Genomic DNA, 24,940 nt, shown 5'->3' on the forward strand with positions numbered 1-24,940 from the left:
CACAGGAGGGCGAACGGATGACAACGCAGCACACGAGCGGCTCGAATGCCGCCGCGACGAAGATCATCACGACGAACACCGGGCGAATTCTCCGAGTGAGCGCCGACGCCGAGCCGGGCGTCGCAGCCACCCCGCCCGTGACCACCCCGCCAGCGGCGATCGCCGATCCGGCTCGCCGCGCTGACGTGCTGTTCCGCGTCCGCCGCGACGAGGGCCATGAGATCAGCGCCTGGTGGATGATCGGAGCTTTCCTCGCCACCAGTGGCCTTGTGATCCTGCTGCTCAGCGGCGTACCCGGTATCGCCTGAGGCGCTGCTCGACAGTTCGTCCGCGCGCTACGCCGTAGGCCGCAGTGCAGGCGTGACGGCGGTGCACAGCGTCGGTGGGCCCTAGATCTCGTCGAGACGAACCCGTACCTCGCCCACGTCCGCGCGCACTGATGCCGCTCCGATGTGATCCGTGGCTTCTGGCATTTCGGCGACGGGTTCGTCCCCGTGCTCGTCTGCGGCGATCAGCTCGGGAGCGGTGAACCGTCGTCCCGTGCCCTCCGTCACCGCCGGAACGGATGCGAGAGCCGCGGCGTCGACGCCGGGGAACTGCCGCGCCGTCACGAGCACGCGCGTCTCGAGCGAGCCGGCGAAGCGGTTGTAGCTGTCGACCGTGCGCTCCAGGGCGCGGCGCAGGTCGTCGGCATGCCCGGCAAGAGTGCCCAACCGGTCGTAGAGCTGCGTGCCGAGAGTGAGCAGCGTGCGTGCCTCGGTCGACACCTCCTGCTGCGTCCATGTGAAAGCCACGGTCTTCAGGACGGCCCAGAGGTTCACGGGAGACGCGAGCGCCACTCGTCGGCTGAACGCATAGTCGAGCAGTGTCGGGTCTTCGTCGATGGCCGCGGCGAGCAGCGACTCGCTCGGCAGGAAGCAGATCACGAACTCAGGACTCGCGTCGAGTCCTGCCCAGTACGCCTTTTTGGCCAGGGCATCGATGTGCGCGCGGACGGCTTTCACGTGCTTCTGCATGAGGGCGCGCCGCTGCGGCTCCTGGGCGTCACCCGCCGACAGCGCCGAAGCCTCGAGGTACGCGTCGAGCGGCACCTTGGCGTCGACCGCGATCGAGCTGCCGCCGGCGAGGCGGATGACCATGTCGGGCCGACCCTGGCCCCGGTCGGACGAGATCGTCGCCTGCAGGTCGAAGTCGATGTGACGCGTGAGCCCCGCCGCTTCCACCACACGGCGCAGCTGCGTCTCGCCCCATACTCCGCGCGTGGCCGTCGAGCGCAGCGCTCCGGCGAGCGACTCCGTGGTCGCCCGCAGCGCCTCGTCGGATTCCTGCGCACGTCGCAGCTGCTCCTCCAGTGTGCCGAACTGGGCGTGGCGCTCGCGTTCGATCGCGGTGACCTTGGTCTGCATCTGCTGCAGGCTCTCCCGCACCGGAGCCAGCGCCGTCAGCACCGCGTTCTGCTGCTGCACGCGCTGCGCCTCGGCTCGCTGCTCGTTCCGTGAGTGCTCGACGGCATCGCGGTAGAGGTCGTACTGGCGGTCGCGGTCGTCGCGCGCGGCGGCCAGCTCGGCCTGAGCGCGCGCGAGATCAGCGGCCCCACGTCCTGCGTGCAGGAACCAGCCCACAGCGACACCCACCGCGAGGGCGACGAGGAGGAGAACCACAGCCAGAGCATCCATGTGTTCATGATGCGGCCGGCATCGGACATTACGAGGTCGCCGCGCACGGGAGCGGGGTGTCGGCTCAGGCGACGGCGCGCTCCAGAGCAGGCGCGACGGGTGCGGTGACGCGCAGGCTCAGCGCGTCGGCGAGCGCGAACACATCGGCGGCACCCGCCCTGGCGGCCGCATCGATCACGATCTGCGCGCAGGCACGTGCATCGGCGAGAGCATCGTGGTGCGCGAACTCCTCGAATCCGGCGGCGGCTGCGGCGACGGGCAGGCGGTAGGAGTCGAGAACATACGTCTTCCGCGCGACCTGCAGGCTGCAGAGCGAGCGGTACGGCGGGCAGGGCTGGCCTGTCGCCTCCGAGGCGCGGCGCAGCACGTTCAGGTCGAAGCCGGCGTTGTGGGCCACGAGCACGTCGGCTCCGGCGAAGGCGCAGAGGCGGTCGAACTGGTCGACCCACGTGGCAGCCGAGAGCACGTCCTCCGGCTGGATGCCGTGGATCCGCACGTTCCACTCCTGGAACTCGTCGTGGCCGGGCGGCGGCTGGATCAACCATCCGGTGGTGGCGACGACCTCGCCGCCGCGCACACGGACCAGTCCGACGGAACAGGCGGAGGCGGGGCTGGAGTTCGCGGTCTCGAAGTCGATCGCAGTGAAGTCCAGTGGCACGTCTCCACTCTCACCCCGACGTCGGCGACCACGCGGGAGACTCGCCGTAGGCTGGCCGCATGGCTGAGGACATGGCGACGTCGTTCGGAGCACAGGCCGCGGACTACGAGGTCGGACGACCCGAATACCCCTTCGATGCGGTGGCGTGGATGCTCGAGCGGATGCCGCACGGAACCCGCCGCATCGCCGATGTCGGCGCGGGGACGGGCAAGCTCACGCGGGTCCTGACGGAAGCGCCTGATGCCGAGGTCGTCGCGATCGATCCGGATTCCGAGATGCTCGCGACGCTGCGCGGAGCCGTGCCGGGCGTGCCGACCTTCGTGGGGTCGGCAGAGCGGCTGCCCCTTCCGGATGCCAGCGTCGACGCCGTCGTCCTGGGGCAGACCTGGCACTGGGTCGATCCCGTCGCCGGATCCGCCGAGATCGGTCGGGTCGTACGCAGCGGGGGAGTGCTGGGCCTCGTCTGGAACATCCGCGACGATCGGGTCGCATGGGTGCGCCGGTTGACCGAGATCATGCACGGCAGCCACGCCGAGAACATGCTCGCCGAGGGCGATCCTGTCGTCGCTGCACCGTTCAGCTCGCTCGAACAGGAGCGCTGGGAGTGGGTCCGCCCCATCACGCGCGACCTGCTGCACCGCATGGCGGCGTCGCGCAGCTACATCATCACCGCCTCCGACGATGAGAAGGCTCGGATCCGGGGCGACCTCGACGCGCTGTTCGACGAGCTCGATCTGCACGGCGAGACCACCATCGACCTTCCGTACGTGACACGGGCCTACCGCGCCATCCGCGACTGAGGAGCGGCCTTCCGCAGGGCGATGGGGGTGGGGCCAGGTAGACTCGTGCCCCGTGGCTCTCACTATCGGCATCGTCGGCCTGCCCAACGTCGGCAAGTCCACCCTCTTCAACGCACTCACCAAGAACGACGTGCTCGCGGCGAACTATCCGTTCGCGACGATCGAGCCCAACGTCGGCGTGGTGAACCTGCCCGACCCGCGCCTCGACAAGCTCGCGGAGATCTTCGGCAGCGAGCGGATCCTCCCCGCAGCGGTGTCCTTCGTCGACATCGCCGGCATCGTGCGCGGTGCGAGTGAGGGTGAGGGGCTCGGCAACAAGTTCCTCGCGAACATCCGTGAGGCCGACGCCATCGCTCAGGTCGTGCGCGGCTTCTCGGACGACGACGTCGTGCACGTCGACGGCACGGTGAACCCCGCCTCCGACATGGAGACGATCAACGCCGAGCTCATGCTCGCCGACCTCGAGACCGTCGACAAGGCGATCACCCGGTACGAGAAGGAAGTCCGCGGCAAGAAGATCGAGCCCGTCGTTCTCGAGACCGCGAACGCGGCGAAGGATGCCCTGGAGCGTGGCGTGCTGCTGTCGGTCGCGGGCATCGACCTGACACCGATCCGCGAGTTGGGCCTCCTGACCGCGAAGCCTGTCATCTTCGTCTTCAACGTCGATGAGGCCGTGCTGACGAACGACGCCCGCAAGGCGGAGCTCGCCGCCCTCGTTGCGCCCGCCAAGGCCATCTTCCTCGACGCGAAGATCGAGTCCGAGCTCATCGACCTCGACCCGGAGGACGCCGCCGAGCTGCTCGCGTCGACCGGCCAGGACGAGTCGGGGCTCGACCAGCTCGCCCGCATCGGCTTCGACACCCTCGGGCTGCAGACCTACCTCACGGCTGGTCCGAAGGAAGCTCGCGCGTGGACGATCCCCAAGGGGTCGAAGGCCCCGCAGGCGGCCGGTGTGATCCACACCGACTTCGAGAAGGGCTTCATCAAGGCCGAGATCGTGTCGTTCGAGGACCTGGTCGAGACGGGCTCCGTCGTCGAGGCTCGCGCCAAGGGCAAGGCTCGCCTCGAGGGCAAGGACTACGTCATGCAGGACGGCGACGTGGTTGAATTCCGCTTTGCGCTTTAACGTCTGACTCCCCTCGGATGCGTGGCTTCCATCAGGCAGTCACGTAGGCTGATCGGTGGTGCGTGAGGGTGTTGTCCACCCATAGATCGAGTGCAACGCCCGCATAGCGGTGATCTTCTTCGGATCGGAGCGAAACCCAGAGCTGACTCAAATGCTCAAGAGGATGTCCTCAGAGGGGAGGAGCCGCGGATGGAGCGCATGTACGAGGAGCATCATCCCGACTCGTCCGTACTGGAGTGCGTGTGGCAAGCGCGGGCGACGAAGGACGAGCGCTACCTCGTCCCGGCGGTGGAGTACTGGGATTTGTGGTTCGCCCGCGGCCCGGGGGGAGAGTTGCTCGCTGGACTGTCGGGTCCGACTCTGGGTCACCGCTGGATCCGTTCGACGATCGGGGAGCACAGCTGGGGTGTTCAGCTGAAGGCTCATGTCGTCCTGCCTGGAGTGAGCAAGCACCTCCTGCTCGGCGGGGAGCAGCAGCTCGTTGTCGAAGCCGGGCACGTAACACTTGCGCAGCATGCTGTGCCGTTCCCGGAGTTCGCGGAGATCGAGGCCTTCACCGATCGTCTTCTGGAGCTCGACGTGTTGCGCTGCGACGACGATGTCCGGCGCATGCTGTCCGGCGATGACGCGGGTTACTCGGAGCGGCACCGGCAGCGCCGGGTTCGCGCCGCGACTGGGCTTACGCGCAAGCAGATCGAGCAACTGTCTCGGGCGCGTGAAGCGTTTGCTCTGCTGATGCAGGGCGTGCCGCCGATCGAGTGCGCTGCACGCTGCGGTTTCGCGGACCAGGCTCACCTGAGTCGTTCGCTGAGGGCCTTCCACGGCCAAACGCCGGCCCAGGTGCTGTCCGGCCGATGATGGCGGAAATGTTCAATACCGTGACCTTCACTCAGTGATGGACTGTCGACATCGCATCCACCACCAGTACAGGAGCAAAAGATGTCAGCACCCGCCACACCCGAGGGCTATGCCACGGTCAACCCCTTCATTATCACGAGCGACGCCGATCAGCTCGCACAATTTGTCGTCGAAGTCTTTGATGGCGAGGAACGCGCGGAGGCGCGCACCGTCGATGACGACGGCCTGCTGCTGCAGGCCGAGGTGCGCGTCGGCACGACGACCATCATGTTCGCCGAGCGCAAGCCGGACTGGCCTTTCACCCCGAGCCTTCTCCAGGTCTACGTCGATGACCTCGATGCGGTGCTCGAGCGTGCCCTCGCCCGCGACGCACGGCTCATCACGAAGCCGACTGACTTCTTCGGGACCAGCTTCGCTCGGGTCCAGGATTCGAGCGCGAACATCTGGTGGATCTGGCAGCACGGCGAGATGGTCTGGGAAGAATCGTCGGGCGAGAAGGACTGGACAGTCGAGGAGCAAGGCGGCGAATGGGGAGAGGTCTCGCCCGAGCTCGCCTACATCCACGACACGCTGCTAGAAGCAATGACCGCCTTGCGCGACCCGAAGGCCTGAGAAGCGCAACCTCGTCATCGGAGGGATCGGCCACGTTTGGGCCCTCCAAAAGTTTCCCGCGCTCGGCCGTGCTTTGCTGGTCGCGGCGGCGGATGATTGCGATGGCCGAACAGGCTGAAGGTGTGGTGGCCGGCCTGACTTGAGGCCCGCATCGGTCAAGGGTGGCCGCGTAATCCAGAGGTTGGTACCTGCGGCGACGTGGTGGAGTTCCGCTTCAACAACTGAGCGGGGATCGCAGGTCCGGGGGATCGTCTCGGACCTCGTCTATTCCGCAGAGTCGGCACCAGGCTGTCGGGCCTCGGCGTCTGTCAGACCCTTCCGATACTTCGTGGCCGCACGCCGGATCGAGGCCACCTTCGGGTTATCCGCCCGCGATGCGGGAAGACGGTCGAGGATCGTCACGTCGGCTCGGGCGGCGAGCGTCAGAAGTCCCCAGATGCCGATCGAGTCGAGCTCGAAGTCGGCTTCCTCCGGGGTCGCTGCCGCGAACGCCGCATGCGCGGCCGCTTCGATCTCGGGGGCGCTCGGCCTCTTCGCCGCACCTTGCACCGCGTTCGGCTGATTCGAGTAGTCGTCGAGCTTCGTCAGCAGTCGCTCCGCGCGCTCTGCGCCGAGTGTCGATGCGAGCTCGGCTTGGATCGGGTACGTCTCCGTCACGCTCGTCTCCAGAGTTCTGATCAAGGCAGCTGCCGTCGGAGCCGAGGAAGGGCCCCGCACGGGCAGAATACGCAGTCCGAAACACTCCGCGTGCGGCCGGGAGCTCGTCAGAACATCCCGGGAATCTGCTGGAGCAGCCAGGAGAAGCCGATCATGACCACGGTCGCGAGCGGGAGGACGAAGACGGTCACCAGGCCTGCGCTGGCGCTCTCCGGCTGCTCGCCCGGCCCGACGATGGGATCGTCCTGCACCCGACCGCCGAGGTAGGCGCGCATCTGCAGGAGGAAACCGGCGGCGAGGAGGACCACGCCGATGGCCGAGGTGATCCAGACGCTCACCTCTCCGATCTGCTGAGGCAGCAGGAGAAGTGCGCCGACCATCACGATGAGCAGCGCCATCCAGCCGATCCAGCTCCGTACCGGATGCTGGGCGATCATCCGCAGAGGCACGTGCGACGCGAAGAGGAGCAGCGCGAGCGCCCCCGAGGCGATCGCGAGCAGGACGAGGTGCCCGACGGTCACGGCAAGAGCGGATTCGCCCGCGAATGCCGCCTGCGCGCTGAAGGTGGTGAGCAGCATGCCGAAGAGGCCCAGAACGAGAGCGATGCCCCATTCGCGATCGATTCGTTGAGGTGACTGCTGAGGCTGCTCCGGGGCGTCCTCGGCGGCGTACGCACGGGGTTCGCCGAATGCGGCAAGGGCGCTCTCGCCCGACTCGGACACATGACTCTCCACGACCACGAGGGAGTCCCCGATCCGCGATCCCGGAACGCCGAGGAGACGCTGCTCGAGCACGAACTGCTCGATCCAGTCCCGCTCGACACTCGGCGCCAGTCGCGTGTAGGTGTCGACGGAGCCGAAGCCCGTCCTGTCGCTCAGGTTCATCGGTGCTGCCTTTCGGTTCCCGGTGGTCATGTCAGTTCCCGGCGCTTCTCGAGCGCTCCGTCGGTGAGCTCGCGGGTGGTCTTCGTGAAGTCGGCCCAGAGCTCGGCCATCGACCGGGCATGTGCGCGGCCCTGATCTGTCAGCGAGAAGTACTTCCGGCCGGGGCCGCCCTCACCCGGACGCCACTCGACCTCGACGAACCCGGACTCCTCCAGACGGCCGAGGAGGGGGTAGAGAGTGCCGCCCTTGACGGTGCCCAGTCCGGCTGCGGTCAGGTTCTGGGTGATCGCGTACCCGTAGTTCGGGCCCTCGAGGAGGGTCCGCAGCACGCACACGCCCAGCACGCTTCTCATCCACTCGCTCGGCCACTCTTCCGGAGTCATGACTAGAGCGTACGTCGGGCTAGTCAGATCTGCAAATAGTGCCGCTTCTGATCTCACCCGCGCGGAGGAGGGCACTGATACCTCCGAGCGATGGTCGACTCATGCGGGACGCGCCAGCGTGGGGGCATGCTCTCATCGACAAGCACAAGCACAAGCACAAGCACAAGCAAAAGCACAAGCAAAAGCACAAGCACAAGCACAAGCAGCACCGCCGAGACCCGGGCAGTCGGGTTCCTCCGTTCCCGCCGCATATCGGGCGGTATCGGCGCTCTCGCCTTGGCCGGCCTGGGCGTGGCGCATACGGCGACCAACGCCGTCGGCTTCGCGGCGGACGCGGACGCGTCCTGGCCGATGTTCTTGATCTTCGGCGTCGGAGTCAGCCTCGTGCTGTGGGCGGTCGCGGTCGTCGCCTGGCTCTTCTCGCGGCGCGGAGGCGGGCGCGTCGGGCGAGTGATCATCGCCGTGGTGGGTGCTCTCTGCTGTCTGATGGCGTTCAACGTGCTGCGCGTGCACCCCGAGATCGTCCTCTCGCCCGCCGGCCCAGGGCCGTGGACGCTCGTCGGAGGTCCGGCGCTGCTGCTCGCAGCGCTCCTGCCGTGGCGGAAGAAGGAGGCAACGGACGCAGGCTGCTTCTCCTCGACCCGGTCCGCGCACCACCCCCGCGGGTGACAGGATTGACGGATGACCGCAACACTCGTGGCCCAAGGGCTGGCCGGCGGGTACGGCCACCGCACCCTGTTCGACTCGCTCGACCTGACCGTCACGGCCGGCGACGTCGTCGGCCTCGTCGGAGCCAACGGGGCAGGAAAGTCGACCCTCCTGAAGCTGCTCGCCGGCGTCGATCAGCCGCAGGCGGGCACGATCAGGCTCGCCCCGGCGGATGCGTTCGTCGGCTGGCTTCCGCAGGAGCACGAGCGCGTCGTCGGAGAGAGCGTCGTCGATTACATCGCCCGCCGTACCGGGTGTGCTGCCGCGACCAGGGACATGGACGCCGCAGCCGCAGCCCTGGGAGACCCCTCGCTCGCGGCTCCGGGCACGGACCCCGCCGACACCTACTCCACGGCATTGGATCGGTGGCTGGCCAGCGGCGCCGCCGACCTCGACGAACGCCTCCCCGCCGTGCTCGCCGACCTCGGACTCGACCTGGGTGATGAGCCCGCCGACACCATGATGACCTCGCTGTCGGGTGGGCAGGCCGCCCGTGTCGGCCTCGCCGCGCTGCTGCTCTCGCGGTTCGACATCGCGCTGCTGGACGAGCCGACCAACGACCTCGACCTCGACGGCATCGAGCGGCTGGAAGCCTTCGTCCGCGGTCTTCGGGGCGGTGTCGTGCTGGTCAGTCACGACCGCGAGTTCCTCGCCCGCTGCGTGACCAGGGTCTTGGAACTCGACCTCGCGCAGAACAGCAACCGGGTGTTCGGCGGTGGCTACGACTCGTACCTGGAGGAGCGGGCGACGGTGCGCCGTCACCAGCGTGAGAAGTACGACGAGTTCGCCGACAAGAAGGCCGACCTCGTCGCCCGCGCACGCACGCAGCGGGAATGGTCGAGCCAGGGTGTGCGCAACGCCATGAAGAAGGCGCCGGACAACGACAAGATCAAACGCAAGGCGTCAGCCGAGTCCAGCGAGAAGCAGGCGCAGAAGGTGCGTCAGATGGAGAGCAGGATCGCCCGGCTCGAAGAGGTCGAAGAGCCGCGCAAGGAGTGGCAGCTGGAGTTCACGATCGGCTCGGCCCCGCGTTCCAGCTCCGTCGTGTCGACCCTGAGCTCGGCGGTGTTCCGGCAGGGATCCTTCCAACTCGGACCCGTGTCACTGCAGGTGAACGCGGGGGAGCGCATCGGCATCACCGGTCCCAACGGTGCCGGAAAGTCGACGCTGCTCCGCGGGCTGCTGGGGCGGCAGCTTCCCGATGAGGGAACGGCGAGCCTCGGCGCGAGCGTGCAGATCGGCGAGATCGACCAGGCCCGTGCGCAGCTCGTCGGAACGCAACCGCTCGCGGCCGCGTTCGAAGAGCTCGTCCCGGAGATGGCATCGGGCGAGGTGCGCACGCTCCTGGCGAAGTTCGGGCTCAAGGCCGATCACGTGACGCGCGCGGTCGATGAACTGTCGCCGGGGGAGCGCACGCGGGCAGGGCTCGCCCTGCTGCAGGCCCGCGGCATCAACCTGCTCGTGCTCGACGAGCCCACCAACCACCTCGACCTGCCCGCGATCGAGCAGCTGGAGCAGGCGCTCGAGTCGTACGAGGGAACCCTGCTGCTCGTCACGCACGACCGGCGGATGCTCGCCACGGTGCACACCGACCGGCACTGGCGGGTGGAGGCCGGGCAGGTCGCCGAAGCATGACGGCCCTCGTCATCGACAGCGTCCCGCACGGCCGCCTGACCACGAATGACGTGGCGCGACTGCGAGAGTTGTTCGACGCCGAGTACTCCGCAGAGTTCGGGGCCTGGGATCCGGATCAGCCCTACGGCTACGCGCCCCATGACCATCACCTGATCGCGCGCGCCGGCGATGAGATCGTGGGTCACGTCGGTTGGGCGCGACGGACGATCGGCGTCGGCGCGGCGGAGGTCATGGTCGCGGGAGTCGGTGGGGTGCTGATCTCCCCACGCGCACGTGGGCAGCGCGTCGGTGCTCGGCTCCTGACACACGCGGCCGCGTCGATGACGGATGCCGGCGGGATCGAGTTCGGCTATCTCGGGTGCCGCGAAGAGGTCGTCTCCTTCTACGAATCGTGTGGATGGCGCCGCATCTCGGCGGTCGAGCGATCGATCGACCGCACCGGTCGTCCCGCCATACAGCCTCCGGGGCCGCCGATCCTGACCCTCGCGCTCGGCCCGACACCACGCATGTGGCCCGCGGGCACGATCGAGCTTCGGGGGCGGGCCTGGTAGTCGTCGGGCGAAGATGCTCCGGCAGTCCTCGTCTCGGTGGCCGCCGGGTCGGGATACGCTGGAGGACGGCGGCTCCGGTCGCGGTCCGGTCGCAGGCGTCCGCCGTGGAGGTTCCGCCTGAATTCCTGACACCGACGGCACGAGGAGATTCACGCCGATGACCGACACCCAGATCTTCGAGCCCGACGGCCGCGCGATCCCCTTCGTCGATGAGGGCGACGGACCCGTCAAGCTCGTCCTGATCCAGGAGCGCGACCTCCCGGCCGACATCCTCGGTGTCGTCGCGCACTACCTCGCCGAAGAGGCGGGCTTCCACGTGCTGCGGATCGGTCACCGCGCCGAGGTCAAGGGCGAAGAGGTGTCGCTGGACGAGCGCGTCGAGGATGCGCTCGCCGTGATCGACCACGTCGGCCTCGGCGACACCTGGATCGGCGGACACGGATTCGGCGGCACCGTCGCACGTGCTTTCGCCGTCGCGCACGCGGACAGTGTCAACGGACTGGCGCTGCTCGGCGTCGAAGAACTCGACATCCCCCTCGCGCCGGTGATGCCCGTTCTGATCATTCAGGGGACGAAAGACAACGTCACGCCGTTCGCCAACGGTGAGCAGCTGCAGTCGACGGCACCCGAGCGTGCGAGCGTGAAGAGCATCGACGGGGGAGACCATCACTTCCCGATGACGCACCCGATCGAGACCGCGGTCGTGATCGAGGAGTACCTCGACTGGGACTGAGCCCCTAGCGGCCCTGCCGCTTCTTGTAAGGCTTCGGCTGACCCTTCACGGCGGGCGTTCGGCCCTTGCCCTTCGAGGCCTTCGCCTTGCCGCCGGCGGGTGCGGGGGCGTTCTTCACCGGCGCGGGAGCGGCCGCGACCTCCGCCTTCGCCTCGACCAGCAAGAGCTCACCGACGTGCGTCAGCCGGGTCTGCCCTTCGCGGTGGATGATGGGATGGCCGACCTCGGCCTCGAGCTTGTCGATCGAGGTGTACAGCGAGGCCAGTGGGATGCCGAGCTTCTCGGCCGCGCGCGGAAAGTGGAGCTCTTCCGCGAGGACGACGAAACGGCGGAGCAGAGAGATCTTCACGGTGGCCCTTCGACTGTTCGCACGGGATTGCGAGCCACTCCAGGTTACGCGGTGGAAGCCGCCGGTCAGACGTCGCTGAAGTCGTTCGCGGGAGATTGGATCTGTGTGACGGCGTCCGTCTCCAACAGGAAGAGCACGTAGAGGATACCGACGGATCCGGGGTGCGTCAGCGATTGCGTGTCCGGCACCTCCTGTCGGCCCAGGCCTAGTTCGGTGGCGGTCGCTGTGTCTTCTTCATCGACCAGTGCCCAGGCGCCTGCGTCGAGGAGGTCTGCCCTGCTCGACCCCACCTGGAGCCCTTCCTCCGTCATCACGGGGATCCCGTCGACCTCCGCCGCGGTGACCGCGATCGACGCAGGGCTTGCGCCGGAGGTGTCGGTGAGCACCCGCAGACCGTCCCAGACATAGGCCTGCATCTCGACGTCGTAGCCCTCCATCCCCTCGACCGGTTCGGGCTCCGGCAGTTCACCCGTCGCATCCTCGAGCAGGGCGAGAAGCGCATCCGAATCCGCATACTCCGCAGTCGCGGTGCCTCCGTCGTCCGTGAAGGAGAGGCCGTCGAGCGTGACGACGAGCTGGGGTTCGACCTCGGGCTCCGCAGACGCGGACGTGGACGGCGTGGCTGCGGGTGACGCGGACGGGGCCGCCGTCGGGGAGCTGCATCCGAGGAGCAGCAGCGCAGAGGCCGTGAGGACGAGGACAGGTGCGAGAACACGTGGCATGGTTCGGAGCGTAGCGTCCAGTTGCGAACCTTTCGTGCAAGTGCGTGTCGTCGAGATGGAATCGTGAGGACGGACGGTGCCGTGACACGACGGATGCCGCGACCGAATCGGCCGCGGCATCCGGAATCCTTCGGTCAGGCGACCTGAGGGAGCACCGCGAACGACACGGAGCCCTCGTCGTCCACACCCGCGTCGAGGATCTTGTCGTCGAGTGCGGCGACGGCGGACTCATCGAGGAAGAGCCGGGTGCCGGAGACTTCGACGACCTGGTCCTGGGGCTCCGGATCTGCGGCGACGAGCACCGCGAGACGCGCGCCGCCCTCCGCGTTCTGAGGTTCGGACGAGTGGATGCGCAGTCCGGCATCCGGGGCGTCGGTCTGGCGACTGACGAGCGTCGTCACGATGGCGGAGGCGTTGTCGGTGAGGGTGAGCACGAGACTCTCCTTCCGTTCGGGGCATGTCACGGTCGCAACATGTCCGGGCTACGATGCCGAACTCGGACGATCACCTCAACCCCCTTGTGCCGATTCGGAGGAGGCTCTTATCCTCCTCGCAGGTTCTTGCGCAGGAACACCTGCTCCGTGCCGTCGCCGTCCGGCACGCGCTCGTGCTCGACGTAGCCGCACCTCTCGTAGAGGCGGATGTTCGCCTCGCTCAGGCTGCCGGTGAAGAGCTCGGCGACCTGCGCGTTGGACGCGCGCTCCGCGTGATCGAGCAGAGTCCGCCCGACGCCCTCGCCCTGCATGTCGGGGGCGATCGCGATCCTCCCGATGAGGAGCATCCCGTCCTTCTCCACGAATCGGATCGCGCCCACGAGGCGTCCGTCGATGCGCGCCGCCAAGCCGGACTCCGAGCGCAGCTCCGCCTCCAGCTCGGTGAGGGTCTGCGTCAGGGGAGGCATGTCCACACTCCCGTAGATCGCGGCTTCCGAGACGAACGCCGCGCGCTGCACGGTGAGCACTTCACCGGCATCCGCTTCGCTGATGTGCGAGATGACGATGTTCCGGTCCTTCTCGTCGTTCTGTTCTGTCACGATGCGGGGCTTCTCCTTGTGTCTCACGTTCGGGTCCGGTCGCCACACTCGGGCTCCGGACTTCCGGTGTCAACCCCCTCGGGGCGACGTACCCGTCCCGGCTATCCTCACCGGCAGGAGGTCACAGACATGGCTGAAACGAAGACGAAGAAGACCGGCAGCTCGACGAAGGGTGCCGTGAAGACCACGCGCCAGCAGAATGCGGAGAAGGGCTTCACTGCCTCTCCCGCGCTCGCGAGCAACCTGCAACTGGTGCTCGTGGACCTGCTCGAACTGGCGATCCAGGGCAAGCAGGCGCACTGGAACGTCGTGGGCCGCAACTTCCGAGACACCCATCGCCAGCTCGACGAGATCATCGACGATGCGCGCGCGTTCAGCGACACGATCGCGGAGCGGATGCGCGCCCTGCATGCGGTTCCGGACGGGCGCAGCGCCACCATCGCCAAGACCACGACTCTGCCCGCGTTCCCCGCGGGGGAGGTCTCGACCACCGAGACCATCGATCTGGTGACCGAACGACTGGAGGCGGCGGTCGGGACGATGCGCGACGTGCACGACGCCGTCGACGAGGAAGACCCGACGTCGGCGGATCTCCTGCACGCGGTCATCGAGCGACTCGAGCAGTTCGCCTGGATGGTCAGCGCCGAGAACCGCAGCCCCGCCGGTCGCTGACTTCGCCCTGCTCCTTGGGCCGTGATCAGTCCGGCGCGGTTCCGGGGGAGCGGGGGCGGCCGCGCATGATACGCGGGAGGGCGGCCCACAGCGCGATCACCAGCACGAGCGCCGATACCAGGGCTACGAGCCCGGCCGTGCGGTTGACCGTGAAGTCGACGATCAGCATCGTGACCCCGATCGTCAGCGCTCCGATCACGATCAGATCGATCCTGACGATCCGGGCGGCGATCCGCACGAGCTCGGGTTTGCGGCGGTGTCCGAACAGAGCGCGGTGCATTCCCACGGGAGCCAGCGCCAGGATGGTCGCGATCGCGGCCAGGGCGACGAGGACGACGTAGAGGTCACGCTGGAATTCGTCCATCTCGGTGAACCTCGGCTGGAATGCCACGGCGAGGAGGAACCCTGTGAGGATCTGGGTCCCCGTCTGCATGACGCGGAGCTCCTGCAGGAGCTCGTCCCAGTTGCGGTCCGCGCGTTCGTTCGCAGTCTCGTCACGTCCGTCCCTGCGGTCATCGAGTTCGTGGTCGCTGCGCGGAGGATCCGATGTCATGATCACAGTGTCGTGCCGCCGCTCGCACGATGTCCAGGCTCTTGCACCGACGGATCGAAAGAAGGCATCATGACGCTCCCGCCCATCAGCGACTGGTGGTCCGAACTCTCGGAGGACGCACGCCGCTCTGTTCTCGACGGCGACTCTCCACACCTCGACGAAGACGTCCGGGAGGAGATCCGGGTGATCACCGGAGCGGTGGTGGGGATGGTGGAGGGTTTGACCGAGGAAGACCTCGTCTACGCCCGCGCGCACGCCGAGGAGGAGGCGGGCTGATCCACGCGGCAGCCGCGGAGATTCACTCGCGGGCGTCGGCTCCCGGGGCGGGCTGCTCCTCGCGAAGCCGCGGCTCGGTGCGACGCTCGGGTCGGGCCCCGGCCTTGTCGGCGTAGAACGCTCGGATCCGGTCCATGTCCGCGGCGACGTCTCCGGTCAGGTCGAGGGTGGGGCCGAGACCTGTCGTCATCGTGGTGCGATCGACGAAGCCGAGCGTGACCGGCATCCCCGTCTCCCGCGCGATGCGGTAGAAGCCCGACTTCCAGTACTCGTTGCCGCCACGGGTCCCGTCCGGGGTGACCACGAGCCCGAAGACCGTTCCGGCGTGCACCTGCCCGACGACATCGTTCACCACACGCGCCGGGTCCGCGCGATCCACGGGGATGCCGCCGAGACCACGCATGAGCGGACCTCGCCAGCCGCGGAAGAGGCTCTTCTTCCCGAGCCAGTGCACGTCGATGCCGAGTCGCCAGGCGATCGCGAGCATGAGGACGAAGTCCCAGTTGCTGGTATGCGGGGCGCCGACGAGCACCGTCGGGCGTGTGGGGGCTGCCTCGCTCGTGAGCGTCCATCTGCTGAACGCCCAGAACATGCGGGCGAGGAGTCGTTTGAGCATGGATCAACCGTAGGGGAGAACGGCTGTCGAGCCGCTGTCCGCACCCGGCGTGCGGCTTCGGCGCCACCGCCTCGGAGCAGGCGTACGATCGAGGGATGAAGAAGACGCCGGAGGACACCGTGCAGCAGGAAGCGCCCATCGGGCTGCAGCCGCTCCCGGGAGCCCTGGACCTGCTCGAGGGCGATGCCGCCGGCTATTGCAGCAACGGCGTCTGCCACTTCCCCGCCCCGAAGGCCGAGTAGTCGGCAGACGCCGTCGCGTGCGAGCGCTCGGGGTCAGTGGCCGCCGTGGAAGCCCTCGCCGGCGTCGTCGGCGGGCTTGCGGACGAACGGGCTGAGCGCCACCGCGGCGAGCGAGATGATCGCGGCGATGAGGAACGCCATGCGCGCGCCCGGTGCTCCGGCCGCTGCTCGCGACAGGCCTTCGCCCTCGCCGGCGTGCAGGATCGCCGAGTAGGTGACCGTCAGCAGAGCGACACCGGCCGCGCCGCCGACCTGCTGGAGCGTGTTCAGCACAGCGGAACCGTGCGAGTACAACGACCGCTGCAGCGAACCGAGCGAGGCCGAGAACAGGGGCGTGAACGACATCGCGAGCCCGACGGACATGGCCGCCTGCACGATGATGAGCACCCACCACACGGTGTGCTCGCCGACCGTGGAGTAGAAGAACAGCGCCGCCGACACGAGGATCGTGCCCGGGATCAGCAGCGGCCGCGTGCCGCGCGCGTCGTACACGCGACCCATGACCGGACCCAGCAGACCCATCAGCACCGAGCCGGGGAGCAGGATCAGGCCGGACTCGAGGGCGTTCAGCCCCGCGACGTTCTGCAGGTACTGCGGCAGCAGGGTCAGCGTTCCGAACATAGACAGCGCCAGGATCGTCATGATGATCACCGAGAACGTGAAGTTGCTCGAGCGGAAGACGCGCAGGTCGAGCAGTGCGTCGTCGACACGCTGCAGGATGAGCTGACGCCACACGAACAGCGCCAGCGACACCGCGCCGACGACCAGAGCGATGATGCCCGTGGTCTCGCCGGATCCGCCTTCGCCGCCGAACTGGCTGAGGCCGAACACGATGCCGCCGAAGCCGAGCGCCGCGAGAGGGATCGAGAGGACGTCGAGCGGGACGACGCGGGTCTCGCCGAGGTTCGTCATCCACTTCACGCCCATGAAGAGCGCGATGAGCGCGATCGGGAGGATGATCGCGAAGAGCGCGCGCCAGTTCAGTGTCTCGAGCACGGCACCGGCGATGGTGGGTCCGATCGCCGGGGCGAGCGAGATGACCAGGCCGACGCGGCCCATCATCCGACCTCGGGACTGCGGCGGGACGACGTTCATGATCGTCGTCATCAGCAGCGGCATCATGATGCCGGTACCGGCGGCCTGGATGACGCGCCCCACGAGCAGGATCGAGAAACCGGGAGCGACCAGCGCGACGAGCGTGCCGAGCGAGAACGCGATCATCGCGGCGATGAAGACCTGCCGCGTGGTGAAGCGCTGCAGGATGAAACCGGTGGTCGGGATCACGACGGCCATCGTCAGCATGAAGGCACTGGTGAGCCACTGGCCGAGCTCGGGCGGGATGCCGAGATCGGCGTTCAGATGCGGGATCGCGATCCCCATCGTGGTCTCGTTGAGGATGGCGACGAACGCGGCGACGAGCAGCAGCCAGATCACGCGCATGTCCTTGCGCGAGATCTCACCCGCTGCCGGTGCGGGGGTCGTCGAGATGGAGCCGGTATCGACGGCAGACATGGGCGGCCTCCTGGGCGAAGAAGAAATGGAGATATCGCGAGAGTTCGCAAGAGTCCTTCAGCGTAACGGCGGGTGCGGACATTTCATTCCGAACTCACAGAAATCCGCTGTCGGCAGATCCGGGCGGCCTCGATGTCGCGGGGGCTGAGTACGCTGGCGCCATGAGCATGGGCGGTGGACGAGGTGGAGGAGCGAGCTTCCGCGGGGTCGATGAGGATACGCAGCGGAAGCTGAATGCCGAGGCGCCGCGGATCAGCGGCCTCGGTTCACGGGTCGTCTCCCTGTTCCGTGCCTACCGCGCGCGTATCTTCCTCACCGGGATCCTCGTCGTCGTCGGCGCCGCGATCGCCGTCATCCCGCCCCTGATCGTGCAGCGCATCTTCGACGATGCGTTGTTCCCGGTCGCCGGCGGCGGGCCGCATCTCGAGCTGCTGGCCTGGCTCGTCGCCGCGATGGTCGGGCTCTTCCTGCTCTCCGCCGTCCTCGGTGTGGCGCAGACCTGGCTCACCTCCACCGTCGGCAACAGCGTCACCGGCGACCTGCGGGTGAAGCTTTTCGAGCACCTCCAGGCCATGGAGCTCGGATTCTTCACGCGGACGAAGACCGGAGTGATCCAGTCCCGGCTGCAGAACGACGTGGGCGGCGTCTCCGGCGTGCTGACCAACACCGTCACCAGCATCCTGGGCAACGTCGTGACCGTCATCGCCTCGCTCGTCGCGATGATCCTGATCGACTGGCGCCTCACCCTCATCGCCGTGATCATGATGCCGTTCCTCATCTTCGTCCAGCGCAAGGTGGGCCAGGTGCGGGCGCGGATCGCGGGAGAGACGCAGGAATCCCTGTCGGAGTTGACCTCGATCACGCAGGAGACGCTGAGCGTCTCGGGCATGCTGCTCTCGAAGTCGTTCAACCGTCAGCGCACGGAGTCGGAGCGCTATCAGGCCGAGAACCGCAACCAGGTCGTTCTTCAGGTGCGCAGGGCCATGAGTGGTCAGGGCTTCTTCGCGGTCGTGCAGGTGCTCATGGCCAGCGTGCCGGCGGTCATCTACCTCGTCTCGGGCTATCTCATCGCCGGGGGCACCGGGGCGATCACGGCGGGAACCGTCGTCGCATTCACCACGGTGCAGGCGCGGCTCCTCATGCCGCTGATGGGCCTGATGCGGGTCTCGCTCGATCTGCAGACATCTTCGGCGCTGTTCGCCCGCATCTTCGAGTACCTCGACCTGGTGCCCGAGATCCAGGACGCTCCGGATGCGATCACCGTCGACGAGGCACCGGGCCCCAAGGGGCGGCTCGAGTTCGCCGATGTGCTCTTCCGCTACCCGGACGCCTCGGCCGATGCCCGACCGACGCTGGACGGCGTCTCGTTCGTCGCCGAACCCGGGCAGCACGTGGCGTTCGTCGGCCCCTCGGGTGCGGGCAAGACGACGATCCTGTACCTCGCGCCGCGGCTGTACGAAGCCAAGGGCGGCTCGGTGCTCTTCGCGGGCGCCGATGTGCGCACGCTCACGCAGGAGTCGATCATCGACCACGTGGGCATCGTGTCGCAGGAGACCTACCTGTTCCACGCGACGATCCGCGAGAACCTCCGCTATGCCAAGCCGGATGCGACCGAGGAAGAGCTGATCGCCGCGTGCACCGCGGCCAACATCCACCACATCATCGCCGGGTTCGAACAGGGATACGACACCGTGGTCGGTGAGCGCGGGTACCGGCTCTCGGGCGGGGAGAAGCAGCGCATCGCGATCGCGCGCGTGCTGCTGAAGGATCCGCCGGTACTTCTCCTGGATGAGGCGACGTCGGCCCTCGACACCGTGTCGGAGCGCGTGGTGCAGGAGGCGCTCGACGAGGCGGCGAAGGGGCGCACGACGCTGTCCATCGCGCACCGCCTGTCCACCGTGATGGGTGCCGATGTGATCCACGTGCTCGAGGCAGGGCGCATCGTCGAGTCGGGGACCCACTCCGAGTTGCTCGCGCTGGGCGGGTTGTATGCGGAACTCGCCGCTCAGCAGGTCGCGGCGTCGCGCGTGCTCGACACCGAGGCCGCGGTCGAAGAGGCCGTGACCGGGGGAGTCGGAGCCGCGCTCACCGACCGCCGTGCGGATCGAGCGCCCGCGGACTCCGCCGGTGCCGATGCCGTCGCGGCCATCACCGCGGCGGTGCCGCTGCTCGCCGAGCCCCGCCCCGACGAACGGGTTTACCCGCCCGAACCCTGAACCGCTCCGGGTGTCAGTGCACCGACAGTCCACCGTCGACGAACAGGGAGTGGCCGGTGACATAGCCCGAACCGGCTCCAGCGAGGAAGACGGCCGCGCCGGCGAAGTCACTCGGGAGCCCGTTGCGGCCGATCATCGTGCGGGCGGCCAGCTCGGCGATCTTCGCCGGGTCCTGCTGCAGACGGGCGTTCAGCGGCGTCAGGACGAACCCCGGCACCAGCGTGTTGCTGGTCACGCCGGTCCCTCCCCACGCTTCTGCCTCGGAGCGCATCAGCGACTCCACCGCACCCTTCGAGGCGCCGTAGACGCCACTGCCGACGAAGGCGCGATGGGCCTGTTGGGAGCTGATGTGGATGAGTCTGCCGTAGCCGCGCTCCGCCATGCCCTGCGCATAGCGCTGACCGAGCAGGAAGGGCGCGAGCGCGTTGACGGTCATCGTCGCGTCCCAGTCGTCTTCGGTGATCTCCACGAACGGCGGGCGGATGTTGATGCCCGCGGAGTTGACCAGGATGTCGGGCTCCCCGAACGGCTGGGCAGCGGCCTCCGCGACGGCATGGATGCCCGACCGCGTGCTGAGGTCGCCGACGACTCCGGCCGCGCGGCAGCCGTGCGCGCGGAGCTCCTCGACGGTCTCCTCGATACGGGCCTCGCCGCGCGCGACGACGACCGTGGCAGCACCGGACCGGGCGAGTGCCGTGGCGATGCCCTTGCCGATGCCGGAGCTGCCGCCGGTGACAACGGCGGTGCGGCCGTCGAGCGAGAAGAGGGAGGCGAGGTAATCGTTCATGCGGTCATCCGTGTCGTTCGTTCAGCGGTGCGGCGTCACCACGCGAGTGCGGCGGTGATGGTGGGATCGGGGGAGGCATCGGCGAACTCGGGGAGTGCCCGCAGCTCTGCGATGAAGGTGTCGACCTCGGCGGCGTATGCCGGGTCGGGGTGGCTGTGCGCGATGTCGAGGAGGGACGGCATGTCCATGGCGAGGATCAGGTCGAGCCGGGCGACGATTGAGCGTCGGGCACCCGCCTCGTGCAGCACACGGATACCGCCACGCAACGCCGCGAGGTAGTCCCTCAGCACGGGCAGCTGTGCTTTGCCCTGCGTGATCGAGGTGCCGTCGGCCCGGAGTCGCCACTGCACGACGACGTCGGGGATCACATCGAAGGCCCGCGCCCGGGTGTACATGAGCTGGGCGACCACCTGGTCCTCGTACGCGACCCCCTCGGGGAAGCGGAGGTCGTGCCAGAACTCGGTGCGGCTCACCTTGGACCAGGCGACGATGTTCGACACCGCCCGCGGGTGTGCCGCGAGTGCGGTGCCGAGGCGCTCCGGCGAGGTCGCCGCCGCCACCCAGGGCTGCACGCGCCCGGCGACGTACGCGGCTCCCTGTGAGCGTGAACGCACGTAGGCGCCCGCCACGAAGTCGCTCCCGGACTTCTCGAGTGTGCCCGTCATCCGGGCGAGCGCGTGGGGCAGAAGCTCGTCGTCGCCGTCGAGGAACCCGAGATAGGGCGTGTCCACGAGGTCGAGGCCGACGTTGCGCGCGGCGCCGAGGCCGCGGGACGCGGCGTGGTGGATGGCCGTGAACCGGTCGTCGGCGGCGGCCGCCGCGTCGAAGATCGCACCGGTGTCGTCGGTCGAACCGTCGTCGATGAGGATCGCGCGCCATCGCAACTCGGTCTGTGCGCGCAGCGAGTCGAGTGCGGCGGGGGCGAAGGCGGCGATGTCGCGTCCGGGGACGATCACGGTCACGATCGGGGCGGCAGCGGTCACCAGCCGAGTCTATGGCTGTGCATCAGCCTCGCGCCGCGCGCACGGACTCCGCGACGAGCGCAGACAGCCGCTCGGGTGCGTCCTCGGCCAGCTCCTCCCGACCGAAGGTGAACCGGACGGATGTCTGGGCCACTTCGGCCGGAACACCGCACGCGAGGAGCACGTGCGAAGGCTCGTCGCTGCCGGCGGCGCACGCCGAGCCGCTCGACGAGATGACCCCGCGACGCTCCAGCTCCAGCAGCACGGACTCTCCACTGGTGCCGGCGAACGTGAAGCTCGCCGTCCCGGGCAGACGGCGCACGGCGTCACCGGTGAGTGCGGCCTCCGGGACGCTGTTCAGAACGAGGAAGATGAACCGCGCGGTGGCCGAACCCACCCGCGCCGTCACGGTCGCCCGTTCGTGCTCCGCGAGCTCCAGCGCGGTCGCGAGTGCCACGGCTCCGGCGCCGTTCTCGGTTCCCGAGCGTCGCCCGCGTTCCTGACCGCCGCCGTGCAGCAACGGCTCGATCGGCACACGTCCGCGCACGGCCAGTGCGCCGATCCCCTTGGGGGCACCGAGCTTGTGCCCGGCGATCGACACGGCGTCCGCGCCGAGCTCGTCAAGGGGAAGCCACCCGGCCGACTGCACGGCGTCGAGGTGCAGGGGCACGCGGGCGGCGCGGGTGGCGGCCGACAGCGCCGCTGCATCCTGAACGGTGCCGATCTCGTTGTTCGCGTGCCCCACCGAGACCAGCGCGGTGTCGGGGCGGATCGCCGCGGCGACGGCATCCGCAGAGATCCGTCCGCCGGTATCCACCGGCAGCAGGCTCACGTCGACGGAGTGGAAGCGTTTCAGGTACTCGGCCGACTCCAGGATCGATTCGTGCTCGATCGGGGAGATCACCAGGTGTCGTCGCCCTGCCTCGAGCGCCGCGAGCACGATGCCCTTGACCGCGAGGTTGTTCGCCTCGGTGCCGCCTGCGGTGAACACGACATCACCGGCACGCATCCCCAGGACGCGTGCGACCCGGGCGCGGGCGTCGTCGAGGGTGCTCGCCGCAGCCTCTCCCGCGGTGTGGTGGCTGGACGGGTTGCCGAACACGCCCGTCAGGTACGGGCGCATCGCCTCCAGCACCTCCGGTCGCACCGGGGATGTCGCGGCGTGGTCGAGGTAGAGCACGATGCTCAGTCGATCCGCAGGTCCAGGCCGAGGTCGAGAGCGCGCGCGGAATGCGTGAGCGCCCCCACCGAGATCACGTCGACGCCGGTGCGTGCGATGTCGCCGACGGTGTCGAGGTTCACGCCTCCCGACGCTTCGACCGTGGCCCGGTCGCCGATCAGGGTGACGCCTTCGCGCAGATCGTCGAGTGAGAAGTTGTCGAGCAGCACGGTGTGGGCGCCGCCGTCGAGGACCGCCGGGATCTGGTCGAGGCGGTCGACCTCGACCACGACGTGAGTGGTGTGCGGCAGACGGGACAGTGCCTCGCGCAGCGCCGAGGCGAGGTCGAGGCCGGAGCGGGTGAGCACGGCGAGATGGTTGTCCTTGGCCATCACGGCATCGGACAGCGAGTACCGGTGGTTGCGGCCGCCGCCGGATTCGACGGCGTGCCGCTCGAACGCACGCAGGCCCGGGGTCGTCTTGCGCGTGTCGGCGATGCGCGCGGGGGTGCCGTCGACAGCCGCGACGTATGCCGCGGTGAGAGTCGCGATGCCGCTCATCCGCTGGGTGAAGTTCAAGGCGACGCGTTCCGCGGTGAGGATGCCGCGCGCCGAACCGGAGACCGAGGCGAGCACGTCACCCGCAGTGAAGTCGTCGCCGTCGCCGACGTGGAGGTCGACGGCCAGGGTGGGGTCGGTGAGGGCGAACGCGGCAGTGAAGACCTCACCGCCGCTGAACACCCCCGCCTCGCGCGCGACGAGGTCGGCGGTGGCTGTCGCCTCAGCGGGAAGCAGCGTCGTGCTGGTGAGGTCGCCCCACGGCGCGTCTTCTTCGAGGGCTGCGCCGACGACGCGGGTCAGGGTGGAGCGGGTGAGCATCAGACGGTCTCCAGGATCGATGAGCGGGTGCGGGCCGGCGCGGCGTCCGCGGAGGCTGCGGCGTCGACTCGGTGGTGGGCGCCGACCGAGACGGTGCGCTCCAGCGCGGCGGAGGCGGTGGCTTCAGCGAGGAGCAGCAGGTTCGCGTCCTCGTGCTCGACGGTCGTGGTCGGTGTTGCCAGGGTCGCGGCCCACGCGCGCACGATGGCCAGTGCATGTGCGAGGCCGTCGTGGGTGCGGAGCAGCCCGACCTCATCCCACATCAGCTGCTGCAGCGCGGCGCGGCTGAATTCCGGCGTATCCGATCCGCTGTCCTCCACCGGCGGCAGGACAGTGCCAGGGTGCGCGGGCACCGGCGCCGGACGCCAGGGCATCGCCAGGGCAGCAGCGGCCCTCGCACCGAAGACGGCGCCCTCGAGCAGCGAGTTGGACGCCAGACGGTTCGCCCCATGCACGCCGGTGCGGGCGGCCTCGCCGACGGCGAAGAGTCCCGGGAGTGTCGTGCGGCCGTCGAGGTCGGTCACGACCCCACCCATCAGGTAGTGCGCGGCGGGGGTCACCGGGATCGGCTCGCGCGACCAGTCGAATCCACGCTCCCTCGTCACATGATCGATGGTCGGGAAGCGCGCGGCGAGGGTCTCGGCCCCGAGCATCGTGGCGTCCAGGCGCACCGGCCGCCCCTGCGCGGCCGCCTGCCGTGCGATGGCCCGGGATACGACATCGCGAGGCGCGAGCTCGCCGTCGGGATGGCTGTCGAACGTGAAGCGTCGACCGGTGTCGTCGATCAGGGTCGCACCCTCACCGCGCACGGCCTCCGAGATGAGGAAGGCCGGACCCGACGCCAGGATTGTCGGGTGGAACTGCACGAACTCCAGGTCGGCGACAGCCGCTCCCGCGCGCAGGGCCACGGCGATGCCGTCGCCGGTGGCGCCGGTCGGGTTGGTCGTGTGCGCGTAGAGGCGGCCCGCGCCACCCGTCGCGAGGATCACGGCGTCGGCGCGGAACCCGGTGGCAACCCCGTCATGCAGCACGCGGATGCCACGCACGGCCCCCTCGGCGACGACCAACTCGGTGAGCAGAGCCTGCTCGACCACGGAGATCTCCGTGCGTCGCACGGCGGCGATCAGTGCCGCGGAAATCGCCGCGCCCGTGGCATCCCCGCCGGCGTGCACGATGCGTGAATGGCGGTGGGCCGCCTCGCGTCCGAGCTGCAACGCGCCCTCGGCCGTCCGATCGAACCCGACGCCGCGGGCGATCAGCTCCGCGATCCGCTCGGCGCCCTCGGTAACCAGCACGTCGACCGCCGCGGGATCCGAGAGCCCGGCACCGGCGTCCATCGTGTCGGCGGCATGCTGCTGCGCCGAGTCGTCGGGCCCGTAGATGCCCGCGACGCCTCCCTGGGCGAGGCCGGTCGACCCGTCCCCGAGCGCTCCCTTGGTGACGAGCGTCACCGCATGTCCGGCCTCGTGCGCGTGGAGTGCCGCCGTGAGACCGGCGATGCCCGAGCCGACGACCAGGACGTTCATCGTGTGCTCGCACTCACCGGGGGCTTCGCAGCGAGCATCCGCTCCAGCGCCACTCGGGCGGGCTCGGCGACGTCGCCGGTGACCGTGATCCGGTTCGGCGTGCGACCGGCGACGAGCTCCTCCAGCACCCAGGCCAGGTAGCCGGGGTGGATGCGG

The 24,940-nt window shown here is 68.8% G+C and carries 30 protein-coding genes and 1 pseudogene; 13 read left to right on the forward strand and 18 right to left on the reverse strand.

Going from position 1 to position 24,940, the window contains the following annotated elements; genetic code table 11:
- The coding region (locus ACNPM4_RS07260) for a hypothetical protein (RefSeq protein WP_448985238.1) at positions 1-308 on the forward strand (308 nt) is incomplete at its 5' end.
- Between the two features lie 81 nt (positions 309-389).
- Here ACNPM4_RS07260 and ACNPM4_RS07265 read toward each other — a convergent pair.
- Both ACNPM4_RS07265 and ACNPM4_RS07270 read right to left on the reverse strand, forming a co-directional pair.
- On the reverse strand, positions 390-1,676 hold the full coding sequence (locus ACNPM4_RS07265) for a DNA recombination protein RmuC (protein ID WP_448985239.1): 1,287 nt from the start codon (positions 1,674-1,676) through the stop codon (positions 390-392).
- 64 nt (positions 1,677-1,740) lie between these two features.
- The gene (locus ACNPM4_RS07270; RefSeq protein WP_448985240.1) at positions 1,741-2,334 is read right to left on the reverse strand and encodes a 3'-5' exonuclease; all 594 of its coding nucleotides are present in this window, start codon (positions 2,332-2,334) and stop codon (positions 1,741-1,743) included.
- Between the two features lie 59 nt (positions 2,335-2,393).
- Between ACNPM4_RS07270 and ACNPM4_RS07275 the strand changes: the two genes are divergently transcribed.
- From ACNPM4_RS07275 to ACNPM4_RS07290, 4 genes are all read left to right on the forward strand, one after another.
- Positions 2,394-3,134, forward strand: coding sequence for a class I SAM-dependent methyltransferase (locus ACNPM4_RS07275; RefSeq protein ID WP_448985241.1), 741 nt, complete (start codon positions 2,394-2,396; stop codon positions 3,132-3,134).
- A gap of 52 nt (positions 3,135-3,186) precedes the next feature.
- Positions 3,187-4,260: a redox-regulated ATPase YchF gene (ychF, locus tag ACNPM4_RS07280; protein ID WP_029262948.1), complete on the forward strand. Its 1,074-nt coding sequence runs from the start codon at positions 3,187-3,189 to the stop codon at positions 4,258-4,260.
- A 189-nt stretch (positions 4,261-4,449) separates the two neighbouring features.
- Positions 4,450-5,118 carry an AraC family transcriptional regulator gene (locus ACNPM4_RS07285; RefSeq protein ID WP_231481820.1) on the forward strand — a complete coding sequence of 223 codons (669 nt, stop codon included), beginning with the start codon at positions 4,450-4,452 and terminating at the stop codon, positions 5,116-5,118.
- 81 nt (positions 5,119-5,199) lie between these two features.
- Positions 5,200-5,730 carry a VOC family protein gene (locus ACNPM4_RS07290; RefSeq protein ID WP_029262946.1) on the forward strand — a complete coding sequence of 177 codons (531 nt, stop codon included), beginning with the start codon at positions 5,200-5,202 and terminating at the stop codon, positions 5,728-5,730.
- A 264-nt stretch (positions 5,731-5,994) separates the two neighbouring features.
- On the opposite strand, the gene ACNPM4_RS07295 is transcribed toward ACNPM4_RS07290, so the two are convergent.
- The 3 genes from ACNPM4_RS07295 to ACNPM4_RS07305 all read right to left on the reverse strand — a co-directional run bounded on the left by ACNPM4_RS07295 (position 5,995) and on the right by ACNPM4_RS07305 (position 7,654).
- Complete coding sequence (locus tag ACNPM4_RS07295; protein WP_448985242.1) at positions 5,995-6,387, reverse strand: hypothetical protein; 393 nt, start codon at positions 6,385-6,387, stop codon at positions 5,995-5,997.
- 107 nt (positions 6,388-6,494) lie between these two features.
- Positions 6,495-7,271 (reverse strand): hypothetical protein, encoded by a 777-nt coding sequence (locus ACNPM4_RS07300; RefSeq protein ID WP_448985244.1) that lies wholly within the window; start codon positions 7,269-7,271, stop codon positions 6,495-6,497.
- Positions 7,272-7,297: 26 nt separating this feature from the next.
- Positions 7,298-7,654, reverse strand: a complete 357-nt coding sequence (locus tag ACNPM4_RS07305) for a PadR family transcriptional regulator (protein ID WP_448985246.1) — start codon at positions 7,652-7,654, stop codon at positions 7,298-7,300.
- Between the two features lie 276 nt (positions 7,655-7,930).
- Here ACNPM4_RS07305 and ACNPM4_RS07310 point away from each other — a divergent pair, with 276 nt between their 5' ends.
- The 4 genes from ACNPM4_RS07310 (at position 7,931) to ACNPM4_RS07325 (ending at position 11,281) form a co-directional block, all read left to right on the forward strand.
- Positions 7,931-8,323, forward strand: coding sequence for a hypothetical protein (locus ACNPM4_RS07310; protein WP_146114778.1), 393 nt, complete (start codon positions 7,931-7,933; stop codon positions 8,321-8,323).
- 12 nt (positions 8,324-8,335) lie between these two features.
- Positions 8,336-9,997 carry an ABC-F family ATP-binding cassette domain-containing protein gene (locus tag ACNPM4_RS07315; protein ID WP_448985248.1) on the forward strand — a complete coding sequence of 554 codons (1,662 nt, stop codon included), beginning with the start codon at positions 8,336-8,338 and terminating at the stop codon, positions 9,995-9,997.
- Positions 9,994-10,548, forward strand: a complete 555-nt coding sequence (locus ACNPM4_RS07320; protein WP_448985249.1) for a GNAT family N-acetyltransferase — start codon at positions 9,994-9,996, stop codon at positions 10,546-10,548. Before ACNPM4_RS07315 ends, ACNPM4_RS07320 begins: the two co-directional genes overlap by 4 nt.
- Positions 10,549-10,705: 157 nt before the next feature.
- Complete coding sequence (locus ACNPM4_RS07325; protein WP_105709567.1) at positions 10,706-11,281, forward strand: alpha/beta fold hydrolase; 576 nt, start codon at positions 10,706-10,708, stop codon at positions 11,279-11,281.
- Positions 11,282-11,285: 4 nt separating this feature from the next.
- Here the strand turns inward: ACNPM4_RS07325 and ACNPM4_RS07330 are convergent, their stop codons facing one another.
- The 4 genes from ACNPM4_RS07330 to ACNPM4_RS07345 form a co-directional block, all read right to left on the reverse strand.
- On the reverse strand, positions 11,286-11,630 hold the full coding sequence (locus ACNPM4_RS07330) for a LysR family transcriptional regulator (RefSeq protein ID WP_372467282.1): 345 nt from the start codon (positions 11,628-11,630) through the stop codon (positions 11,286-11,288).
- A 65-nt stretch (positions 11,631-11,695) separates the two neighbouring features.
- Positions 11,696-12,352 carry a hypothetical protein gene (locus ACNPM4_RS07335; RefSeq protein ID WP_372467279.1) on the reverse strand — a complete coding sequence of 219 codons (657 nt, stop codon included), beginning with the start codon at positions 12,350-12,352 and terminating at the stop codon, positions 11,696-11,698.
- 134 nt (positions 12,353-12,486) lie between these two features.
- The gene (locus tag ACNPM4_RS07340) at positions 12,487-12,786 is read right to left on the reverse strand and encodes a Fe-S cluster assembly protein HesB (protein ID WP_029262936.1); all 300 of its coding nucleotides are present in this window, start codon (positions 12,784-12,786) and stop codon (positions 12,487-12,489) included.
- Between the two features lie 107 nt (positions 12,787-12,893).
- The gene (locus ACNPM4_RS07345) at positions 12,894-13,385 is read right to left on the reverse strand and encodes a GNAT family N-acetyltransferase (protein ID WP_372467276.1); all 492 of its coding nucleotides are present in this window, start codon (positions 13,383-13,385) and stop codon (positions 12,894-12,896) included.
- 129 nt (positions 13,386-13,514) lie between these two features.
- Between ACNPM4_RS07345 and ACNPM4_RS07350 the strand changes: the two genes are divergently transcribed.
- Complete coding sequence (locus ACNPM4_RS07350; RefSeq protein WP_448985251.1) at positions 13,515-14,057, forward strand: Dps family protein; 543 nt, start codon at positions 13,515-13,517, stop codon at positions 14,055-14,057.
- Between the two features lie 25 nt (positions 14,058-14,082).
- Here the strand turns inward: ACNPM4_RS07350 and ACNPM4_RS07355 are convergent, their stop codons facing one another.
- Positions 14,083-14,610: a DUF6328 family protein gene (locus ACNPM4_RS07355; protein ID WP_448985253.1), complete on the reverse strand. Its 528-nt coding sequence runs from the start codon at positions 14,608-14,610 to the stop codon at positions 14,083-14,085.
- 69 nt (positions 14,611-14,679) lie between these two features.
- On the opposite strand from ACNPM4_RS07355, the gene ACNPM4_RS07360 reads away from it, so the two are divergent.
- Positions 14,680-14,886, forward strand: coding sequence for a hypothetical protein (locus ACNPM4_RS07360; protein WP_448985255.1), 207 nt, complete (start codon positions 14,680-14,682; stop codon positions 14,884-14,886).
- 22 nt (positions 14,887-14,908) lie between these two features.
- Here the strand turns inward: ACNPM4_RS07360 and ACNPM4_RS07365 are convergent, their stop codons facing one another.
- A complete protein-coding gene (locus ACNPM4_RS07365) occupies positions 14,909-15,502 on the reverse strand; it encodes a 1-acyl-sn-glycerol-3-phosphate acyltransferase (RefSeq protein ID WP_448985257.1) in 594 nt (197 codons plus the stop codon).
- Between the two features lie 95 nt (positions 15,503-15,597).
- Between ACNPM4_RS07365 and ACNPM4_RS07370 the strand changes: the two genes are divergently transcribed.
- Entirely contained in the window at positions 15,598-15,744 is a 147-nt protein-coding gene (locus ACNPM4_RS07370) for a hypothetical protein (RefSeq protein ID WP_167381615.1), read from the forward strand.
- Positions 15,745-15,777: 33 nt separating this feature from the next.
- Here ACNPM4_RS07370 and ACNPM4_RS07375 read toward each other — a convergent pair whose 3' ends face one another.
- The gene (locus ACNPM4_RS07375) at positions 15,778-17,256 is read right to left on the reverse strand and encodes an MDR family MFS transporter (RefSeq protein WP_029262930.1); all 1,479 of its coding nucleotides are present in this window, start codon (positions 17,254-17,256) and stop codon (positions 15,778-15,780) included.
- A 167-nt stretch (positions 17,257-17,423) separates the two neighbouring features.
- On the opposite strand from ACNPM4_RS07375, the gene ACNPM4_RS07380 reads away from it, so the two are divergent.
- Positions 17,424-19,472: an ABC transporter ATP-binding protein gene (locus tag ACNPM4_RS07380; protein WP_448985263.1), complete on the forward strand. Its 2,049-nt coding sequence runs from the start codon at positions 17,424-17,426 to the stop codon at positions 19,470-19,472.
- 13 nt (positions 19,473-19,485) lie between these two features.
- Here ACNPM4_RS07380 and ACNPM4_RS07385 read toward each other — a convergent pair whose 3' ends face one another.
- From ACNPM4_RS07385 to ACNPM4_RS07410, 6 genes and pseudogenes are all read right to left on the reverse strand, one after another.
- A complete protein-coding gene (locus ACNPM4_RS07385; protein ID WP_448985258.1) occupies positions 19,486-20,259 on the reverse strand; it encodes an SDR family NAD(P)-dependent oxidoreductase in 774 nt (257 codons plus the stop codon).
- A gap of 35 nt (positions 20,260-20,294) precedes the next feature.
- Positions 20,295-21,242: a glycosyltransferase family 2 protein gene (locus ACNPM4_RS07390; RefSeq protein ID WP_448985259.1), complete on the reverse strand. Its 948-nt coding sequence runs from the start codon at positions 21,240-21,242 to the stop codon at positions 20,295-20,297.
- A gap of 22 nt (positions 21,243-21,264) precedes the next feature.
- On the reverse strand, positions 21,265-22,401 hold the full coding sequence (locus ACNPM4_RS07395) for a cysteine desulfurase family protein (protein ID WP_448985260.1): 1,137 nt from the start codon (positions 22,399-22,401) through the stop codon (positions 21,265-21,267).
- Between the two features lie 5 nt (positions 22,402-22,406).
- Entirely contained in the window at positions 22,407-23,258 is an 852-nt protein-coding gene (gene nadC / locus ACNPM4_RS07400; protein ID WP_448985261.1) for a carboxylating nicotinate-nucleotide diphosphorylase, read from the reverse strand.
- Positions 23,258-24,784, reverse strand: coding sequence for an L-aspartate oxidase (gene nadB / locus ACNPM4_RS07405; RefSeq protein ID WP_448985262.1), 1,527 nt, complete (start codon positions 24,782-24,784; stop codon positions 23,258-23,260). Before nadB ends, nadC begins: the two co-directional genes overlap by 1 nt.
- Positions 24,781-24,940, reverse strand: a pseudogene (locus tag ACNPM4_RS07410) (quinolinate synthase NadA); the annotation flags it as partial. The pseudogene ACNPM4_RS07410 and the gene nadB, both read right to left, overlap by 4 nt.

Source organism: Microbacterium umsixpiens (assembly GCF_053543675.1).

Coding starts and splice junctions, on each gene's coding strand:
- ACNPM4_RS07305 (WP_448985246.1), bottom strand. CDS start 7,654: ATGACTCCGGAAGAGTGGCCGAGCGAGTGGATGAGAAGCGTGCTGGGC.
- ACNPM4_RS07275 (WP_448985241.1), top strand. CDS start 2,394: ATGGCTGAGGACATGGCGACGTCGTTCGGAGCACAGGCCGCGGACTAC.
- ACNPM4_RS07385 (WP_448985258.1), bottom strand. CDS start 20,259: ATGAACGATTACCTCGCCTCCCTCTTCTCGCTCGACGGCCGCACCGCC.
- ACNPM4_RS07290 (WP_029262946.1), top strand. CDS start 5,200: ATGTCAGCACCCGCCACACCCGAGGGCTATGCCACGGTCAACCCCTTC.
- ACNPM4_RS07350 (WP_448985251.1), top strand. CDS start 13,515: ATGGCTGAAACGAAGACGAAGAAGACCGGCAGCTCGACGAAGGGTGCC.
- ACNPM4_RS07375 (WP_029262930.1), bottom strand. CDS start 17,256: ATGTCTGCCGTCGATACCGGCTCCATCTCGACGACCCCCGCACCGGCA.
- ACNPM4_RS07325 (WP_105709567.1), top strand. CDS start 10,706: ATGACCGACACCCAGATCTTCGAGCCCGACGGCCGCGCGATCCCCTTC.
- ACNPM4_RS07285 (WP_231481820.1), top strand. CDS start 4,450: ATGGAGCGCATGTACGAGGAGCATCATCCCGACTCGTCCGTACTGGAG.
- ACNPM4_RS07380 (WP_448985263.1), top strand. CDS start 17,424: ATGGGCGGTGGACGAGGTGGAGGAGCGAGCTTCCGCGGGGTCGATGAG.
- ACNPM4_RS07300 (WP_448985244.1), bottom strand. CDS start 7,271: ATGAACCTGAGCGACAGGACGGGCTTCGGCTCCGTCGACACCTACACG.
- ACNPM4_RS07320 (WP_448985249.1), top strand. CDS start 9,994: ATGACGGCCCTCGTCATCGACAGCGTCCCGCACGGCCGCCTGACCACG.
- nadC (WP_448985261.1), bottom strand. CDS start 23,258: ATGCTCACCCGCTCCACCCTGACCCGCGTCGTCGGCGCAGCCCTCGAA.
- nadB (WP_448985262.1), bottom strand. CDS start 24,784: ATGAACGTCCTGGTCGTCGGCTCGGGCATCGCCGGTCTCACGGCGGCA.
- ACNPM4_RS07370 (WP_167381615.1), top strand. CDS start 15,598: ATGAAGAAGACGCCGGAGGACACCGTGCAGCAGGAAGCGCCCATCGGG.
- ACNPM4_RS07360 (WP_448985255.1), top strand. CDS start 14,680: ATGACGCTCCCGCCCATCAGCGACTGGTGGTCCGAACTCTCGGAGGAC.
- ACNPM4_RS07265 (WP_448985239.1), bottom strand. CDS start 1,676: ATGGATGCTCTGGCTGTGGTTCTCCTCCTCGTCGCCCTCGCGGTGGGT.
- ACNPM4_RS07355 (WP_448985253.1), bottom strand. CDS start 14,610: ATGACATCGGATCCTCCGCGCAGCGACCACGAACTCGATGACCGCAGG.
- ACNPM4_RS07335 (WP_372467279.1), bottom strand. CDS start 12,352: ATGCCACGTGTTCTCGCACCTGTCCTCGTCCTCACGGCCTCTGCGCTG.
- ACNPM4_RS07365 (WP_448985257.1), bottom strand. CDS start 15,502: ATGCTCAAACGACTCCTCGCCCGCATGTTCTGGGCGTTCAGCAGATGG.
- ACNPM4_RS07315 (WP_448985248.1), top strand. CDS start 8,336: ATGACCGCAACACTCGTGGCCCAAGGGCTGGCCGGCGGGTACGGCCAC.